The 18,109-nt window shown below is 60.7% G+C and carries 18 protein-coding genes; 4 read left to right on the forward strand and 14 right to left on the reverse strand.

The features are described 5' to 3' along the window. Window positions 1–244: 244 nt before the first annotated feature. Window positions 245–1,909: an electron transfer flavoprotein-ubiquinone oxidoreductase gene (locus AC3IX1_RS20925; RefSeq protein WP_489385658.1), complete on the forward strand. Its 1,665-nt coding sequence runs from the start codon at window positions 245–247 to the stop codon at window positions 1,907–1,909. A 183-nt stretch (window positions 1,910–2,092) separates the two neighbouring features. On the opposite strand, the gene AC3IX1_RS20930 is transcribed toward AC3IX1_RS20925, so the two are convergent. Next, window positions 2,093–2,983 carry an AraC family transcriptional regulator gene (locus tag AC3IX1_RS20930; protein ID WP_150726208.1) on the reverse strand — a complete coding sequence of 297 codons (891 nt, stop codon included), beginning with the start codon at window positions 2,981–2,983 and terminating at the stop codon, window positions 2,093–2,095. Window positions 2,984–3,187: 204 nt separating this feature from the next. Between AC3IX1_RS20930 and AC3IX1_RS20935 the strand changes: the two genes are divergently transcribed. Further along, the gene (locus tag AC3IX1_RS20935) at window positions 3,188–4,240 is read left to right on the forward strand and encodes an NAD(P)-dependent alcohol dehydrogenase (RefSeq protein ID WP_489385659.1); all 1,053 of its coding nucleotides are present in this window, start codon (window positions 3,188–3,190) and stop codon (window positions 4,238–4,240) included. Here the strand turns inward: AC3IX1_RS20935 and AC3IX1_RS20940 are convergent. The 6 genes from AC3IX1_RS20940 to AC3IX1_RS20965 all read right to left on the reverse strand — a co-directional run bounded on the left by AC3IX1_RS20940 (window position 4,237) and on the right by AC3IX1_RS20965 (window position 10,039). Then, complete coding sequence (locus AC3IX1_RS20940) at window positions 4,237–5,040, reverse strand: IclR family transcriptional regulator (protein WP_489385660.1); 804 nt, start codon at window positions 5,038–5,040, stop codon at window positions 4,237–4,239. The genes AC3IX1_RS20935 and AC3IX1_RS20940 overlap by 4 nt on opposite strands. A gap of 60 nt (window positions 5,041–5,100) precedes the next feature. Next, the gene (locus AC3IX1_RS20945; protein ID WP_489385661.1) at window positions 5,101–6,411 is read right to left on the reverse strand and encodes an MFS transporter; all 1,311 of its coding nucleotides are present in this window, start codon (window positions 6,409–6,411) and stop codon (window positions 5,101–5,103) included. Window positions 6,412–6,581: 170 nt separating this feature from the next. Beyond that, window positions 6,582–7,730, reverse strand: coding sequence for a galactonate dehydratase (gene dgoD / locus AC3IX1_RS20950; RefSeq protein ID WP_008047041.1), 1,149 nt, complete (start codon window positions 7,728–7,730; stop codon window positions 6,582–6,584). Between the two features lie 48 nt (window positions 7,731–7,778). Further along, window positions 7,779–8,399 carry a 2-dehydro-3-deoxy-6-phosphogalactonate aldolase gene (locus AC3IX1_RS20955; RefSeq protein ID WP_489385662.1) on the reverse strand — a complete coding sequence of 207 codons (621 nt, stop codon included), beginning with the start codon at window positions 8,397–8,399 and terminating at the stop codon, window positions 7,779–7,781. Window positions 8,400–8,418: 19 nt separating this feature from the next. Next, complete coding sequence (locus tag AC3IX1_RS20960; RefSeq protein WP_489385663.1) at window positions 8,419–9,411, reverse strand: 2-dehydro-3-deoxygalactonokinase; 993 nt, start codon at window positions 9,409–9,411, stop codon at window positions 8,419–8,421. Window positions 9,412–9,556: 145 nt separating this feature from the next. Beyond that, window positions 9,557–10,039, reverse strand: coding sequence for a GNAT family N-acetyltransferase (locus tag AC3IX1_RS20965; protein WP_057713732.1), 483 nt, complete (start codon window positions 10,037–10,039; stop codon window positions 9,557–9,559). 322 nt (window positions 10,040–10,361) lie between these two features. Here AC3IX1_RS20965 and AC3IX1_RS20970 point away from each other — a divergent pair, with 322 nt between their 5' ends. Continuing rightward, window positions 10,362–11,567 carry an MFS transporter gene (locus tag AC3IX1_RS20970; RefSeq protein ID WP_489385664.1) on the forward strand — a complete coding sequence of 402 codons (1,206 nt, stop codon included), beginning with the start codon at window positions 10,362–10,364 and terminating at the stop codon, window positions 11,565–11,567. 81 nt (window positions 11,568–11,648) lie between these two features. Continuing rightward, entirely contained in the window at window positions 11,649–11,978 is a 330-nt protein-coding gene (locus AC3IX1_RS20975; RefSeq protein WP_489385665.1) for a hypothetical protein, read from the forward strand. A gap of 160 nt (window positions 11,979–12,138) precedes the next feature. On the opposite strand, the gene AC3IX1_RS20980 is transcribed toward AC3IX1_RS20975, so the two are convergent. The 7 genes from AC3IX1_RS20980 to tmk all read right to left on the reverse strand — a co-directional run bounded on the left by AC3IX1_RS20980 (window position 12,139) and on the right by tmk (window position 18,099). After that, the gene (locus AC3IX1_RS20980; RefSeq protein ID WP_489385666.1) at window positions 12,139–12,699 is read right to left on the reverse strand and encodes a DUF1285 domain-containing protein; all 561 of its coding nucleotides are present in this window, start codon (window positions 12,697–12,699) and stop codon (window positions 12,139–12,141) included. A gap of 16 nt (window positions 12,700–12,715) precedes the next feature. Continuing rightward, window positions 12,716–13,324 (reverse strand): DUF4823 domain-containing protein, encoded by a 609-nt coding sequence (locus tag AC3IX1_RS20985; protein WP_057713723.1) that lies wholly within the window; start codon window positions 13,322–13,324, stop codon window positions 12,716–12,718. Between the two features lie 171 nt (window positions 13,325–13,495). Next, a complete protein-coding gene (locus tag AC3IX1_RS20990; RefSeq protein ID WP_489385667.1) occupies window positions 13,496–14,464 on the reverse strand; it encodes a GTP 3',8-cyclase MoaA in 969 nt (322 codons plus the stop codon). Between the two features lie 137 nt (window positions 14,465–14,601). Beyond that, window positions 14,602–15,240, reverse strand: a complete 639-nt coding sequence (locus AC3IX1_RS20995; protein WP_489385668.1) for a TetR/AcrR family transcriptional regulator — start codon at window positions 15,238–15,240, stop codon at window positions 14,602–14,604. 386 nt (window positions 15,241–15,626) lie between these two features. After that, window positions 15,627–16,415 carry a TatD family hydrolase gene (locus tag AC3IX1_RS21000; protein ID WP_489385669.1) on the reverse strand — a complete coding sequence of 263 codons (789 nt, stop codon included), beginning with the start codon at window positions 16,413–16,415 and terminating at the stop codon, window positions 15,627–15,629. Window positions 16,416–16,493: 78 nt separating this feature from the next. Then, window positions 16,494–17,474 carry a DNA polymerase III subunit delta' gene (locus AC3IX1_RS21005; RefSeq protein ID WP_489385670.1) on the reverse strand — a complete coding sequence of 327 codons (981 nt, stop codon included), beginning with the start codon at window positions 17,472–17,474 and terminating at the stop codon, window positions 16,494–16,496. Next, complete coding sequence (gene tmk, locus AC3IX1_RS21010) at window positions 17,467–18,099, reverse strand: dTMP kinase (RefSeq protein ID WP_489385671.1); 633 nt, start codon at window positions 18,097–18,099, stop codon at window positions 17,467–17,469. The genes AC3IX1_RS21005 and tmk overlap by 8 nt, the downstream gene beginning before the upstream one ends. Between the last annotated feature and the right edge of the window lie 10 nt (window positions 18,100–18,109).

Consider the following 18,109-nt stretch of genomic DNA (forward strand, 5'->3'; position numbering starts at 1 on the left):
CTATTCCGGTCAATACGCCAAAATGGCCGTTCATAAGGCGCGTGACTTTGATTTCTCTGGCTTTGAGCCAATTCAAACAAACGTTTGTATTGGACGCTGAGAGTGGTGTAGATATAATGCGCCACCCAAAGAGAAAGGTGGTCAATCGATTGTCCTCTTCCGGCGTTGCGCCGGGATTCATGGATGCGACACCCGACTTCCAAATTAGAAAAAAAACTGTTGAGCCTTGAGTAGGAGATAGCCTGTGGAACGCGAATACATGGAATTCGACGTGGTCATCGTCGGTGCCGGCCCCGCTGGTCTTTCCGCCGCCTGCCGCTTGAAGCAGAAGGCTGCTGAAGCCGGTAAGGAAATCAGCGTCTGCGTGGTCGAAAAAGGCTCCGAAGTCGGTGCTCACATCCTGTCCGGCGCCGTGTTCGAACCACGGGCCCTGAACGAACTGTTCCCTGACTGGAAAGCACTCGGCGCGCCGCTGAACACGCCGGTGACCCGTGACGACATCTTCGTGCTCAAGAACGCTGAAAGCGCGCAGAAAATTCCAGACTTCTTTGTGCCCAAGACCATGCACAACGAAGGCAACTACATCATCTCCCTGGGCAACCTGTGCCGCTGGCTGGCTCAGCAGGCCGAGAACCTGGGCGTGGAAATCTACCCGGGCTTCGCCGCTCAGGAAGCGCTGATCGACGAAAACGGCGTGGTTCGCGGGATCATCACCGGCGACCTCGGTGTCGACCGCGAAGGCAACCCGAAGGAAGGTCTGTACACCCCCGGCATGGAACTGCGTGGCAAATACACGCTGTTCGCCGAAGGCTGCCGTGGTCACATCGGCAAGCAGCTGATCAAGCGCTTCAACCTGGACACTGACGCTGATGCCCAGCACTACGGCATCGGCCTGAAAGAAATCTGGGAAGTCGACCCGGCCAAGCACCAGCCTGGCCTGGTAGTGCACACCGCCGGTTGGCCGATGGACATCATGGGCACCGAGAACACCGGTGGCTCGTTCCTCTATCACCTGGAAAACAACCAGGTCGTGGTTGGCCTGATCGTCGACCTGTCCTACAGCAACACCTACCTGTCGCCGTTCGACGAGTTCCAGCGCCTCAAGCATCACCCGGTGCTTGCTCAGTACCTGGAAGGCGGCAAGCGCATCAGCTACGGCGCACGTGCCATCAGCAAGGGCGGCCTGAACTCGCTGCCGAAAATGGTGTTCAAGGGCGGCGCGCTGATCGGTTGCGACCTCGGTACCCTGAACTTCGCCAAGATCAAAGGCAGCCACACCGCGATGAAGTCCGGCATGCTCGCCGCTGAATCCGTGGCTGACGCGCTGTTCGCAGAGAAGGATGGCAGCGAAGAGCTGACCACCTACGTCGATGCGTTCAAGAACAGCTGGCTCTACGAAGAACTGTTCGCCAGCCGCAACTTCGGCCCGGCGATCCACAAGTTCGGCGCTATCGTTGGTGGTGGTTTCAACTGGCTGGACCAGAACATCTTCGGCGGCAAACTACCGTTCACCCTGCACGACACCAAGCCGGATTACGCTTGCCTGAAGCTGGCAGCCGATTGCAAGAAGATCGACTACCCGAAACCGGACGGCAAGATCAGCTTCGACAAACTCAGCTCGGTGTTCATCTCCGGTACCAACCATGAAGAAGAACAGCCGTGCCACCTGAAGCTGACCGATCCAAGCATCCCGATCAGCAAGAACCTGCCGCTGTACGATGAGCCTGCCCAGCGTTACTGCCCGGCCGGCGTGTATGAAGTGATCACCAAGGAAGACGGCGAGAAGCGCTTCCAGATCAACGCCCAGAACTGCGTTCACTGCAAGACCTGCGACATCAAGGACCCTGCACAGAACATCACCTGGGTAGCGCCGGAAGGCGCTGGCGGCCCGACTTACCCGAACATGTAAGCCGAACCGCTGAACATCAAGGCTCCCGAAACGGGGGCCTTTTTGTTGCGTGCGATTTAAACCACACCACAAGACCAATGTAGGAGCGAGCCTGCTCGCGATAGCGGTGCATCAGAAAATATTGACGGCGACTGACACTCCCTCATCGCGAGCAGGCTCACTCCTACAGGGTTTATCGGTGGATCAGGCTGCGCGCTCGTCGCCAGGATTACGCTCAAAGTACCGCTTGTACTCACGACTGAACTGCGACGTGCTCTGATACCCCACCCGATGCGCCACCTGCGCCACACCCAGCCCCTCCCCCACCAACAACTGCTGCGCCCGCAGCAGACGCAATCGCTTCAGATACTGCACCGGCGACAACAAGGTGCTGCGCTTGAAGTGCTCGTGAAAGGTCGATGCACTCATGTTCGCGCAACTGGCCAGGGTCTCGACGTTCAGCGGTTCGGCGAAATGCGCATGCAGATGACTGAGGGATGCCGCGATCCGGGCGAACTGCCCCTGCTGCTCCACCAGCGCCCGCAACACATCGGCTTGCGGACCGCGCAAGGCGACGAACAGCAACTCGCGCAAACGCGCTTGTCCCATGATCTGGCATTCCAGCGGATCGTGCAGGCAACGCAGCAGCCGCTCGACACAACCGCGCATCGCGTCATCGAGCACTGCCGAGGTCATGGACTCAGGTGTTTGCGCCGGAATATGCCGCCCCGGTGCCAGGCCCATCGCCAACACCAGTTCGCCCAGCATCACCCGGTCGATCGCGACGGAAACACCCAGCATCGGTCCGTCCGGAGCGGCAAAGGTTTCACACTCGAACGGCACCGGCAGCGCCTGAATCAGGTAATGCCCTGCGCCATATTCCAGGGTGCGCGGCCCCAAGTACGCCAGTTTGCTGCCCTGGGCGATGATCACCAGGCTCGGCTCGTAGATCTGCGGCCCACGGGCCACATCGCAACTGGCCCGCAGAACCTGCACGCCCGGCAAGGCAGTCGGGACGAAACCGTCGCGAGTGGACAGCGGCTCGATCAGCGAAACCAGGGTGGCATTGGCATCAAGGTGACGGGTCAACAGCATCGGGAGCTCTTCACAAAAAAAGTCACAAAAAAAGTCACGGAATAAGGGACGAAAGCATCATCGCAGGTCTGATTGCCAATGGGTTCGAACAGAGGCTGATGCCGGAGGAATAGGCATGACACCCGGAGGAATCGCCATGGCCGGTACAGGGTTCGGCGCCCAGAATGCGCCACCTCACCCGTCAGCGTTTTTGCGAGGTTCACCATGTACACCGCCATCGGATACGCCGCCCAATCGGCCACCACTCCCCTCGCCCCCGTGAAATTCGAACGTCGCAGCCCAAGGCCTGACGACGTTGCCATCGAGATTCTCTACTGCGGCGTCTGCCATTCCGACATCCATCAGGCCCGCAACGAGTGGGGCATTGCCGTTTACCCGCTGATGCCCGGCCATGAAATCGTAGGCAAGGTGACAGCCGTCGGTGCGAAAGTCACCCAACACAAAGTCGGCGATCTGGTCGGTGTTGGCTGCATGGTCGACTCGTGCCGCAGTTGCGAAGCCTGCCAGGCCAACCTGGAGCAATACTGCCTCGAAGGCCCGACCCTGACCTACGCCACCCCGGACCGGGTCGATGGCAGCAACACCATGGGTGGCTACTCCGACAGCATCGTGGTCAGTGAGCACTTCGTGGTGCGCATTCCCAAGTCACTGGACCCGGCCAACGCCGCGCCGATCCTGTGCGCCGGCATCACCACCTACTCGCCGCTCAAGCACTACGGTGTGAAGGCCGGTGACAAGGTCGGGATTCTCGGCATGGGTGGCCTGGGCCACATGGGCATCAAGTTCGCCAAGGCCATGGGCGCAGAAGTGACGCTGTTCACCCGTTCGGCAAGCAAGGCCGAAGAGGCTCGCCGCCAGGGCGCGGACCATGTGATCGTGTCCACCGATGACGCACAGATGCAGGCTGCCGCCGGTCACTTCGATTTCCTGCTCGACACCATTCCGGTGCAACACGACCTCAACCCTTACCTCGATACGCTGCGTTTCGACGGCGTGCATATCCTGGTGGGGTTGATCGAACCGGTGGAGCCGCCGGTGCATGCCGCCAAACTGGTGTTGGGGCGTCGTGTGCTCGCCGGCTCGCTGATCGGTGGCATCGCCGAGACCCAGGAAGTGCTGGATTTCTGCGCAGAACACGACATCACCTGCGACATCGAGATGCTCGACATCCGCCAGATCAACGAGGCTTACGCCCGCATGATCGCCGGTGACGTGAAGTACCGCTTCGTCATCGACATGACGACCCTCAAGGTTTAAACCTTGAGGCCCAGCTCCGCCGACAGCCGGGCTGTGACCCCTTTGATCAGGGGAATCAGCTCGGCCATTTTTTCCAGCGGCATGTACGGCACGGTACTGGCAATGCTGATGCCGGCGACGATACGTTTGCTGGCATCGCGGATCGGCGCCGCCACGCAGCGGATCGACGGTTCGTTGTCTTCCAGATCGAAGGCATAACCGCCGGCCACGTACTCGACCATGCGCTGCTCGAACTGCTCCCAGGATTGCTCCGGGTGCTGCGGCCAGAACTGGTTTTTCCCGACCACCGGCAGGCTGACTTCGTACAGGCGCTGCCATTCTTGCGGCGAATCATCGAGCATCAGCGCCTTGCCGATCCCGGTGCGCGCCAACGGCATGCGATGGCCGACCCGCGAACGCATTTCCGGGCCATTGCGCCCCGGATTCTTGTGCAGGTACAGCACTTCGTCGCCTTCACGAATCGCCAGGTGAATGGTGTCGCCGGTCAATGCCGACAACTCATCCAGATATGGCCCGGCCAGGGTCACCAATGGCAACTCTTCTCGGGCCTGAAAGCCCAGCTCGATCAGCTTCGGCCCCAACAGATAACCGACTTGCGGCACCACCCGCAGATAACGCTCGTCCACCAGGCAACTGGCCAGGCGATGGGTGGTGCTGCGCGTGGTGCCGATCAGCCGGGCGATTTCCTTGAGATCGCGGGCGCCGCTGGCCACGGCATGAACCACACCCAGACCGCGAAGCAGGGTCTGAGTGCCGGTCGGCGCGGCGTCCTTGGCGATTTTTGGGGCGTCTTCCTGCATATCCAGCCTTTACCGTTGAGCGAGTGAACGGGCGGCATTATGGTCGCCCGCGTGCCACGACTACAACTTGATACGCTCGACCTTGCCCACCAGCAAGATGTAGGACAGTGCGCCAATCAACGCCAGCACCGAGATGTAGGTGATCGCCGGGGCAAAAGAATCACCCGTCGCGAGGAAGCCGATCACGATAGGCGTGGCAATCGCCGACAGGTTGCCGATGAAGTTGAACACCCCGCCGGTCAGCCCGAGCAAGCGTGCCGGAGCCAAGGTCGATACCAGCGACCAGGTGATCGAAGCCAGGCCATTGCCGAAGAATGCCAGCGCGAGGAAGGCAATCACCAACGGCGTCGACTCGACAAAGTTGGCGCCGATGATCGAAGTGGAAATCAGCAGGCCGCTGATGATCGGCAACTTGCGGGCGAAACCTACCGTGTAACCGCGACGGATCAAAAAGTCCGAGAAGAAACCGGAACACAGCACACCGACAAAGGCAGCGAGAAACGGCAGCGACGCCAGCAGGCCGGACTTGATGAAGTCCATGCCGCGGTATTTCACCAGGTAGGTCGGGAACCAGGTAAGGAAGAACCACAGGGTCGAGTTGAGGCAGAACTGCCCGAGGTAAATGCCCCAGAGTTTGCGCTTGGTCAGGACGATACCCAGGTCGGTCCAGCTGAATTTGGCTTTGACCTTGGCTTGTTCGGCCTGGATATCCACCAGCCCGCCGCCCTCGCGAATCAGATCAATCTCTGCGTCATTGGCGCCTTTGAAATCCCGCGGCTCGCGATACACCGCGTACCAGATCACCGCCCACACAATGCCCACCGCGCCGGTGGAGACGAACACCATGTGCCAGCCGAACTCGTGCTGGAGCCAGGCCAGCACCGGCGTCAGGAACGCCAGGCCGACAAACTGTCCGGAGGTGTAGAAACCGATGGCCGTGGCGCGCTCGCGCTCGGGGAACCAGGTGGTGACCACGCGGCTGTTGATCGGATACGCCGGCGCTTCCAGGGCTCCGACCGCCATGCGCAACACGAACAGCGCGATGAAGCTGGCGGCGAAGCCGAGCATCACCGTGGCCACCGACCACAGCAGCAAGGCGACGCTGTACAGAATCCGTGGCGGCACACGATCCACCAGCCAGCCGCCGGGGATTTGCATGGCGGCGTAGGTCCAGCCGAACGCGGAGAAGATCAGGCCGACGTGGATCGGGTCGATGCCCAGGTCACTGGTCAATGCCGGAGCGGCAATCGACAGGTTGCTGCGGTCCAGGTAGTTGATCACCACGGTGATGAACAACAACACCATGATGAAAAAACGCTTGCGGCTGGGCGTCACCAACGACGCCTGCCCGGTGAGGGTTTGCGGTTGCATGGGGGGTGCCTCTTCTTATGGTTATTGAGGTCGTTCTAAAGACTGGCGCAGGTCCTTGTGGGAGTGAGCCTGCTCGCGATAGCGGTGTGTCATTCAGCATTGATGTCGACTGACACACCATCGCGAGCAGGCTCGCTCCTACAGGGGATTTGTGGTGAATCAAAGATCACTCACCACTCGGCAAAACTGCCATCGGCATGGCGCCAGATCGGGTTGCGCCAGCGGTGGCCGATGGCGGCGCGTTCGATTACGTATTCCTCGTTGATCTCGATGCCCAGGCCCGGGCCGTTCGGGATCTTCACGAAGCCTTTGTCGTAGTCGAACACCCGTGGGTCTTTGACGTAGTCGAGCAGGTCGTTGCTCTCGTTGTAATGGATGCCCAGGCTCTGCTCCTGGATGAACGCGTTGTAGCAAGCCGCGTCCAGTTGCAGGCACGCCGCCAGGGCAATCGGGCCCAGCGGGCAATGCAGCGCCAGTGCCACATCGTAGGCTTCGGCCATGTTGGCGATCTTGCGGGTTTCGGTGATGCCGCCGGCGTGAGAGGCATCCGGCTGGATGATGTCGACGTAGCCTTCGCTGAGCACGCGCTTGAAATCCCAGCGCGAGAACAGCCGCTCACCGAGGGCAATCGGCGTGCTGGTCAGCGGCGCGAGCTCTTTCAGCGCTTCGTAGTTTTCGCTGAGCACCGGCTCTTCGATGAACATCAACTTGTACGGATCAAGCTCCTTCATCAGCACCTTGGCCATGGGCTTGTGCACCCGGCCATGGAAGTCCACGCCAATGCCGACGTTCGGTCCGACGGCATCGCGCACGGCGGCGACGTTGGCCAGGGCCTGGTCGACCTTGTCGAAGGTATCGAGGAATTGCAGCTCTTCGGTGCCGTTCATTTTCACCGCGGTAAAACCACGCTCGACCGCTTCTTTCGCCGCACGCGCGGTATCCGCCGGACGGTCGCCGCCGATCCACGAATACACACGAATCTTGTCCCGCACCTGGCCACCCAACAGGTCGCTGACCGACACGCCCAGCGCCTTGCCCTTGATGTCCCACAAGGCCTGGTCGATACCGGCCAGGGCGCTCATGTGGATCGCGCCGCCACGGTAGAAGCCGCCACGATAGAGCACGGTCCAGATGTCTTCGATGTTGCGCGGATCCTTGCCGATCAGGTAGTCGGACAATTCTTCAACCGCTGCAGCAACGGTGTGGGCGCGGCCTTCGACCACGGGCTCGCCCCAACCGGTGACGCCCTCGTCGGTTTCGACCTTGAGGAAGCACCAGCGCGGCGGAACGATGAAGGTGGTCAGTTTGGTGATTTTCATCTGCTTGTCTCTCTTGTTAGATGCAGCGCTCGCAGCGCCCAAAAAGTCTTAGCGAAGGGCCTTCCACGCAGCGACGTAGGCCTTGGCATTGGCCGCCACTTGCGCAGGCGTCATGCCCGGTTTGAACAGACCGGAGCCGAGGCCGAAACCTTTGACGCCGGCGTCGATGAACGACTGCATGTTGTCCGGCGTGATCCCGCCGACCGGCGCCAGAATCGTTCCCACCGGCAGCACTGCCAGCCAGGCGTTGACGACCGCCGGCCCCATCTGCTCGGCCGGGAACAGCTTCAGCACATCCGCGCCTTCAGCCAGTGCCGCGAAGGCCTCGGTCGGCGTGGCGACACCGGGCGACAGATACAACCCCGCCGCTTTCGCCGCGCGCAAAACCTTCGGATCGCAATGGGGCATGACGATCACCTGGCCGCCTGCCGCCTTCACCTGTTCGACCTGTTCCGGCGTCAGCACCGTACCGGCACCGATCAGGCAATCGGCGGGCAAGGTACTGCGCAGGATGCGGATACTTTCGTACGGCTCAGGGGAATTGAGCGGCACTTCGATGATGCGAAATCCGGCGGCGTACAGCACTTCGCCGATGGCCGCCGCTTCCTGCGGGCGCAGGCCACGCAGGATCGCGATCAGGCCGTTTTGCGTCAGGGCTTGTTTGAGCATGTCAGGACTCCAGTCAGGTTTAACGGGATGCGGTGCACGTGACCAGGCCGGCAGCCAGCGCCAGTTGCCACAATCCGCGTTCGGTGGCCTGCTCGGCCAGGATCACCCGGGCAAAACCGCAGGCGTCGAGCGCACGGCTGTAGCGGGCACAGAGTTGGGTGTTACCGATGAGGATGATCGAAGGCAGATGCACGCTGTTGCGGCGGCGCCGTTGCACACAGGCCAGGGCCGCCAGCTCGTGGCCGATCAGCAGGCCGGACAGATAGTCCGCCTGGGCGGTGGCGCTCAACTCGCCAGTCAACCCAAGACTGCGGGCGCTGAACATCGTCGACAGCGGACCGATATCACCGTCCGCCGACAACGCGACCCGTACGCCGCGATCAAACGCATCGCCATCGAAAGACGCGCCACATTGTTGGGTGCGTCCGAGAATGCTGTGTTGACTGAGCACAGCGAAGACTTCGCCGGTCATGAAAGTGTCGAAATGCACGATGCAGCCGTCGGCCACTTCCACCCATTTCGAATGGCTGCCCGGTAGGCCGATCAGCAGATCAGCGCCCGCCTCGCTCGCCAGGTTTTGCAGCACGCCGAGCACCTGGGTTTCTTCGCCGCGCATCACGTTCGGCAAAGGCGAACGCTCGATGACGCCGGGCACGATGTGCACATCGACGCCGCGCAGGCTGCGCACGATTTGCAAGGAAGTACCGAGCGAGGCGACGTTCGCCGGCGTATCGCGGTAGGCCGCTTCGCGCCAGCCCTGGGCGCTGCCGACCATGCCGCAGGCAATCACCGGCAAATCCGGCTGGGCATCGAGCCAGTCGCCGCAGGCCTCATCGAAGGCCAGTTCGAAGCCATCGGTGCATTCCCGGCCGGCAATGATTCGCGGCGCTTTCGGCAGCTGCATGATTCCCGACGACAGCGAACGCTGTTCGAGCACTTGGCCGCCTTCAGCCAGTTTGTAAGCACGTAATGAGGTTGTCCCCCAGTCGAGCGCGATCAATTGCGCCTGCATCGCTTCACCTGTTTTGGTTTTTGGCAGTGAGTGAGCGGGACTATAAACCTTGGCGCTGCAAAATCTCAATATATAAATATCAATCCCACATTATGATACAAGACAAAAAAATCGCAGCCCGAAAGCTGCGATCTTTTAAAAGCTATCAGTTACCCGCTGCGAAATCCCGCAACACCGCCCCATCCATCCGATACCGAACCCACTCCTCCTGCGGCTGCGCACCCAGGGATTTGTAGAAATCGATGGCCGGGGTATTCCACTCCAGCACGCTCCACTCGAAACGGCCGCAGTCGTTGGCGCAGGCGATTTTCGCCAGATGCCGCAGCAGGGTCTTGCCCGCACCACCGCCGCGTTGTTCCGGGGTGATGTAGAGGTCTTCGAGGTACAGGCAGTTGCTGCCAAGCCAGGTGGAATAGCTGAAGAAAAACACCGCGAAACCGATGGGTGCACCTTCGCGCAGGCAGATCAGGCCATGGGCGGTGGCGCCTTCGCTGAACAGGCTGCGCTCGATATCGGCAACGCTGGCGATGACTTCATGGCGGGCACGTTCGTAGTCGGCCAGTTCAGTGATGAACGCGAGGATTTGCGGTGCGTCACTGGGGGTCGCCGGGCGGATTTCGATCGTCATGGACGTGCCTTGTCAAAAGTGGAAAACGCCATACTAAGTCGGCGCGGTACTTGTGGCGAGGGGGCTTGCCCCCGTTGGCCTGCGGAGCAGGCCCTTCCTCAGCGATTGCGTTACACCAGAAAGACTCCAGTGTTTTTATTGGGGTTGCAGCGCAACCCAACGGGGGCAAGCCCCCTCGCCACAAAAGCTGGATCGCCACAACAGTGCAGATGCTTTACTCCGGCCAACACTAACCCTGGAATCGATAACCTCGGACCTAACATTTTGGCACTGCGTGGTTAGATAGCCGCGCTGCTCATTTAGCCGGTCAAGGAACCGCGTCATGTCTACCGCAACGCCCCCAGTTTCAAGCAAGCTGTTCGGCCTGTTTTGCCTCGCCAGTTACCTGTTGTCGTTGTCCTACGGCTCGACGTTTTTGCTGTCGTTGCTGATTGGTTCACGCGGCGGTAACGAACACGATGCCGGTAGCGTGATTTCGGCGGCGATGCTCAGCACCTTTGCGGCGGTGATTGTTTCCGGTCATTTGTCCGACCTGCTCGGTGCCGCCCGCTCGGTGGCGCTGTTCGGTGTATTGCTGGTGGCGGCCAGCCTGGGCTTCGCCCTGACCCCGGGCTTCGGTCACCTGCTGTTGTTTTTCGGGCTGCTGCTGGGCCTGGGCTGGGGCGTGTTCTACACCCTGGGGCCGATCATCGTGGCAAGTCTTGTGACACCCGCGCAGCGCGCCAAATATTTCGCCCTGCTGTCGGGCAGCATGATGACCGGGATCGGCAGCGGCCCGTTGCTCGGCCGCGCGGCGAGTGCGCTCGGTTATCCGCTGACCGCGGCGTTTTACCTGGCGGCACTGGCCAGCCTGATCGGCGTATTGCTGTTCTGGCGCCTGGATCGACAACTGAAACAGACACCCGCGCAATCCGGCAGCGTGTCGCGGATTTCCTGGCGCGCAGCGGCTCAGGTGCTGTCGTCCAGGGCCGTGTTCCCGATCATCATGGTCGGTCTCGGCGGCTGCGTTTTCGGTGGTCTGTCGAGCTTTCAAACCAGTTACGCGGCGGCGCACTCACTCGACTATTCGCTGTTCTTCCTCGGCTTCATGAGCGCCGCGATCAGCGGCCGCATGCTGGTTGCCGGTTTTGTGGTCAAACGCGATCCATTGCGTGCATCGTGCCTGCTTTCGGGGTTGATGCTGGCATCGATCGTGATGTTCGGTTTTGTCGTCGACAGCAGCTTCAGCTACGTGCTCGCGGCGGTGATGCTCGGGATCGGCTACGGCCTGACCTACTCGGTGATCAACGGCCTGGCCGCCAATGAAGCGCCGAACGGCACCACCGCGCAATCCTTGCTGCTGTTCAGCCTCTCGTATTTCATCGGCGTATTCGGATTTCCATTGCTGGCCGGGAAAATCATCGTCGAGCAAGGCATGCCCACGCTGTTGCTCACGGTGCTGGCAGTTGCCGCGCTCAACTGGATGATCACCGTGGGCCGGTTGATCTGGCGTAGAGCCACGGCGGTCAGTGCACTGGAGCAGGCCTGAGCCGTTCGTCGCCGACAATGCACCCATCCGGATCGAGGGCGTAGTAATCAGGTAAAGACTCTAGCCGTTGGAGACAACACCATGACCCTGTCCAGGTTGACCGCCCTCGCCCTCACCGCCCTGCTGTCTTCTGCCTCGTTCGCCGGGACCATCGGCTCGAGCACCGGCCCGACCAACCCGGTGGAAAAGCCCAGGGCGCCAGCCATTCAGAGTGCCCCCGGCATGAACACCGATGGCACTACGATCGACCACAACCTGCCACTGTCCACCGGCACCGACCCACGGGTTCAAGGCAACGACGCGGGACGTCAGGGCGGTATGAGTTTGCCAGGCAGCAAAACACCCAGCAGTGGCGGACTTGGCTCGACCACCAGCGGTAGCTCGGGTGATGACGACGATGACAGCCAATAGCTGCCAGTTTGAGGACAGAAGCTCGGGCGAAGAATATTGCGCTATCAGGAATGTGCACGCGGGAATTGGTTGAGGCGCTACGCAAGGCAAGTTAGAGCCAGATCATGTGTTGAGTGTCAGGACCTCTTCGCGGACAAGCCCGCTCCCACAGAGTTATGCGTCAGGGCTCAAGGCCGATGGTGAAGAACTCGCCGCCACTCCATACACCGAGCCAGCGCTGGCCGTCGATCTCGCGACTCACCGCCAGCTCCACCAATTGATAGAACACGTTGCGATGGATCAAGGCTTCCAGATTGCTGCGTACATGCACGTAGGGGGCTGGCTCTTGCGTTACCGGGTCGATGACCACGCGCATCGGATGCCCTGCACCGGCCTCGGTGGTTTCATCGACATTGGTGGTAAAGCGCAACAGCTGCGCCTCGCCCTCGCCTTCCGCGTCTACCGCAATCGCCACAAAGGGCGCATCGTCGACCTTGATTCCGACTTTTTCGACCGGCGTGATCAGGAAATAATCATCGCCGTCGCGGCGAATGATGGTGGAGAACAGTTTGACCATCGGCTTGCGCCCGATCGGCGTGCCCAGGTAATACCAGGTGCCGTCCCGGGCGATGCGCATGTCGATGTCGCCGCAGAAATCGGGATTCCACAGGTGCACCGGCGGCAAGCCTTTGGTCTTGGGGATTTGCCCCAGTAGGTCGTTGGCTTTTTGCGGGCCACTCATGGCGTTCTCCTCGGGATTACTGGTCACTGAGGCCCAGCAGGCTGCGCGCGTATTGCTCCAGCGGCGGGCCCATCAGGTCTTCGGGTTTTTTATCGTGGAACGTCAGTAAACCGCCACGACTCTTGATGGTTGCAGTATCAATCAAATACTGGGTGCTGGTCTCGATCAACATGATCTGAATCATACCGCTGTCGATACCGAGACGATCCAGGGCTTCCTGGTCCAGCCACTCGTCCGAGTTGCCGATACGGTCGTCAGACTTGGCAAACCGGGTATAGAGCAGATAGTGCGCACCGGCGGCACGGGCTTCGCCCATGGCCTGGTCGAGCCCTTCCGGCGTGCGGGCACGGCGGACCATCGGGAAGTATTCGACGAAGCCATCGAACGCGACTTCGGCAATCACGTTGGGCCGCGGGTAAACGGCGCTGCCTGGCGGCATGAAAGCGCCCTGGGCGATGTAGACGAACGAGTCCGGTTGAATGCGCAGGTTGTTTACGCGACGGCTGTCACTGTGGTCGAGCAACCCCGCATCGCTCATATGGTAACGAGTCCCTTCGGCCATATCGCTGACGTTCATGCAGCCACCAAGTGCCAAAACGGCCAGCAGCAAAACCAGGCTACGCATCCTATCCTCCAGAGGCCGGTGTCGGAAAACCGGCGAATGGCCGTAGGATGCAGCTTCCGCGCCAGTCCAAGTTGATCATTGCCTGATCAAATGCAATCGCGGGCAAGCCACGCTCCCACAGGGTTTACGCAAAACCTTGTGGGAGCATGGCTTGCCCGCGATGAGGCCGGATCAACCGCCGATAATTTTCATCACAGTCGCACCACCAGAGAACGCCACTTCCTGCTTGTCACCCAAGGCTTTCACCAAGAGTCTCTGCAGCGCCGGCAGGGCCTGATGGCGCGGTTTGTCCAGCAGGTCGCCGATGTAATGGCGATTGCTCGACGACAGGCAGCCATGCAGCCAGCCGGTAGAAGACAAACGAAGTCGCGAGCAGGTACGGCAGAAAGGCACGCTCTCGTTGGCGATCACGCCGAAATGGCCTTGCCCCGGAATTTCATAGCGCACCGCTGTCGCATCGACAGGTGCGTCGGCTTGCAGATAATCGTAGCGCTCGCCGATCAGGCTGAGCAATTGCTGGAGGCTGACGAACTGTTGCAGAAAGGCATTGGAATCGTTGGCCAGGTGGCCCATGCGCATCAGTTCGATGAAGCGCAGTTCATAACCGCGCTCCAGGCAGTAGTCGAGCAGCGGCATCACTTGATCGAGGTTCTGTCCGCGCAGCGGCACCATGTTGACCTTGATCTTCATGCCCGCCGCACTGGCCTCGCTCATGCCGTCGAGCACGGTGGCCAGGTCGCCGCCCCGGGCAATGCCGCGGAACGCACTGGCATCGAGGGTATCGAGGGAAACGTTAAGGCGCCGAATGCCGGCGTTCACCAGCAGCGGCAGTTTCTTCGCCAGCAACTGGCCATTGGTGGTCAGGCTGATGTCTTCCAGGCCCATCTGCCCGACCGCCGTCATGAACGCTTCGAGTTTCGGACTGACCAGCGGCTCGCCGCCGGTAATGCGCAGACGCTCGATGCCCGCCGCTTCAATCAGATAAGCCACGCCGCGCGCCATGGCTTCGGCCGACAACTCATCCTGCGCAGCCACCAGCCGCTTGCCATTGGGCACGCAGTAGGTACAGGCGTAATTGCAGGCTGAGGTCAGACTGATTCGCAAGTTGCGAAAACGCCTGCCTTGACGGTCAACGATCATGCTCACTCCGGCGGAAGAATATCGGGCCGCTAAAACTTGACTCAGAAATCAAGTTTTAGCAAGTCCTCTACCTGAGTATATTCCTGCGCTACTGCGCCATGTAGCGAAATCATGGCGCAATAAGGCAACTGAATGGCTCAGCTGCCGGAAGTGTCGGTGTCGCGCTTGCGCTTGTTGCCCATGCGCACGCCGATGTCCATCAGGAACTGGAAGAAACCTTCCTGATCTTCCAGCACATTGCTCCAGAACGGCGAGTGATACAGCGCGACAGCACCGTGCACCAGCGCCCAGGACGCGCAGTAGTGGAAGTAAGGTGGCACGTCCTCAAGCTTGCCTTCGCTGATCCGCCCCTTGATCAGCAGGGTCAGGCGTTCGAAGTTCGAGGCACGGATCTTGTGCAGTTCCTCGATCATCTCCGGCACCTGGTTGCCCTTGACCACTTTCTCTTCGAGACGGTCGAACAGGCGATAGCGTTGCGGATCGCGCATGCGGAATTCGAAGTAGGCCCGGGACAGGGCTTCCTTGTCCTTGTCGACATCGGCCGAATGCAGCAGAGCGTTCAAATCGCGCTCGTAGTCGAGCATCAGGCGCAGATAGATTTCCGCCTTGGATTTGAAGTGCTTGTAGATCGTGCCTTTGCCGATACCGACGGCATCAGCAATCATCTCGACGGTGACACTGTCTTCACCTTGGTCGAGGAACAGCTTGAGCGCGGTATCGAGAATTTCCTGCTCGCGGCGACGAAATTCACGGACCTTACGAGGTTCTTTATGCATAAGAAAAGGTCTGTCGGGGTCAAAATCGAAGCCGCGTATTATGCCTAACTTGCACAAAAATGCACGGATCATCCGACCATATCTGCGCTTTCTGGTCATTCCGCGCACGTTTACAGGGTGATGAGAACTCTTCCGAAGCGCACGTATTCCAAATTTGTTTAAAAACCCGGGCCGCTAAACTGGACGAGGCGCAATCCTGATCAATACTTGAACTGTCGGCGGGGCATCTCCCCCAAGTGTCACGCCGATATTGGTACCAACGGACCGCGTGCCATTGTTTTACTCCTAATGGTCTTAACCCGGATTCACCCCCCAGAACCCGGGTTTTTTTTGCCTGCGATTTAACCTTGTGGGAGCGAGCCTGCTCGCGAAAGCGGCTTCGAACCCTAAACTGATTTCACATGCGCCAACGGAAACAACCGCTTGAAGTTCTCAGTGGTCTGCTCGGCAAACCGCTCGTAAGGCTCACCACGCAACATTGCCAGAAATTCCGCAACTTCACGCACGTACTGCGGCAGGTTTGGCTTGCCGCGATAGGGAATCGGCGCCAGGTACGGCGAGTCGGTTTCCACCAGCAATCGGTCGGCCGGTACCTTGCTGGCCACATCGCGCAATGCGTCGGCATTGCGGAAAGTGACAATCCCGGACAGGGAAATGTAATAGCCCATGTCCAGCGCAGCCTTCGCCATCTCCCAGTCTTCGGTGAAGCAATGCAGCACGCCCGCCTGGGGCAGCGCCGCTTCACGCAACAGGTCCAGGGTATCGGCGCGGGCGCCACGGGTGTGGATGATCACAGGTTTCCCGGTCTGCTGCGCCGCTTGCAGGTGCAGGCGGAACGACTGCTGCTGCAACTCTGCCGCTTCCGGTTCGTAGTGATAGTCCAGGCCGGTTTCGCCAATCGCCACCACCCGCGGGTGATTGAGCTCCTGCAACAACCAGTCCAGCGCCGGCGCGGCACCCGGCTGCACATCCAGCGGGTGCACGCCCACCGAGCAGTCGACGTCGTCATAACGTTCGGCCAAGGCCTTGACGTCGGCCGCGTTGTCCGCGCTGACACCGATACACAGAAAGTGCCCTACCCCACGCTGCCGGGCAGCCTCAAGGGCAGCGTCCAGGGAGCCGTCGTGGGCGGTCAGGTCGAGGCGATCAAGGTGACAATGGGAATCTACGAGCATAAAGGGCTGCAACTTGTATCGAATGGGTGGGACGGTCGGATGTACCGATACTCAGAGTCTAGGCGCAGACAGTCATCGTTAGGCAGGCAACGACGCCCATTGCACCAGCAATGCCTCCAGCAACAAGGCCGGATTGAGGTTGGCCTTGCTCAAGACTTTCTGTCGCTGGGCGAGGATCCAGTCCTGGATATCGAGGACTTTGCCCTGGGCGCTTTTCTGCGCCAGGTATTGCACGACCTTGCGCATGTCGGTCAGGCCGAGGCCGGCTTCGTCCTGGGTCAACTGATAGCGCAGGATCAGGCTCGACCAATCGCAGAACCAGTCGAACAGGCGCAACATCGGAATATTTTTCCATTCTTCGGCCAATTGCGTCGGCGACTGCTGTTGCTTGAGGAGTTTTTTCACCCCTTCCACCACTTGCGCGCGCTGTTCACGCACACCCTGGCCCTGGAGATTGACCGCCGCCAGCGGCGAACCGGCGGCCAGGGTCAGCAGTTCGACACGCTCGTCTTCGGAGCACTCCGGCAACGCCTGGGCCAGCCACTTCAAGCTCATGGCCTCGCCCGGCAGCGGACAGGCCTGCTGCACGCAGCGACTCTTGATGGTTGGCAACAAGCGGCTCGGCTGATGGCTGACCAGCAACAGGACGGTATCGCCGGACGGTTCTTCAAGGCTTTTGAGCAAGGCGTTGGCGGCGTTGATGTTCATCGACTCGGCCGGCTCGATCAGCACCACCTTGCGCCCGCCCAACTGTGCGGTCTGCACCACGAAACCGACCAGGTCGCGAACCTGATCGACCTTGATCGCCTTGTCGGCTTCTTCCGGCTCCAGGATGTAGTTGTCCGGGTGGCTGCCAGCCCTGAGCAGCAGGCAGGATTTGCATTCGCCGCAGGCTTCCAGCGCGTTCGGGCGCTGGCACAGCAAGCTGGCCATCAAGCGCTCGGCCAGTGCCCGCTTGCCGATTCCGGCCGGGCCATGCAGCAGGTAGGCGTGCGCATGCTGGGCGCGACCGGCCAGGTGCTGCCAGAGGTTTTCCTGCCATGGATAGGCCTCAGCCACGGCTCAACTCCAGCAGGCGTGGCAGCAAGGCATCCAGCGATTGCTGAACCTGTGCCAGGGGTTGGGCCGCATCGACCAGCACGTAACGCGCCGGATCCGCCTCGGCCCGCCTTAGGAAGGCATTGCGTACGGCATCGAAAAAGGTCCGGCCTTCGAGTTCGAAGCGATCCAGACGACCGCGAGCACTGGCGCGGGCCAGGCCCACCTCGACAGGCAGATCGAAAATCAGCGTCAGGTCCGGGCGCAGATCGCCCTGGACGAAGGTTTCCAGGGTCGCGATACGCTCCAGCGACAAGCCGCGACCGCCGCCCTGGTAGGCGTATGTCGAATCGGTAAAACGATCACACAAGACCACGGCACCGCGGGCCAGCGCCGGGCGAATCACCTCGGCCAGGTGCTGGGCACGCGCCGCGAACACCAGCAACAGCTCGGTATCCGGGTTCATGACTTCATCGACCGGGGCCAGCAGCACTTCACGGATACGCTCGGCCAACGGCGTGCCGCCCGGCTCGCGGGTCAGCACCACCTCGATGCCGGCGGCGCGCAGGCGCTCGGCCAGGTATTCGCGATTGGTGCTCTTGCCGGCGCCTTCAGGGCCTTCCAGAGTAATAAACAAGCCAGTCACAGGCAGTCCT

The organism is Pseudomonas sp. KH_046_2 (assembly GCF_057838985.1).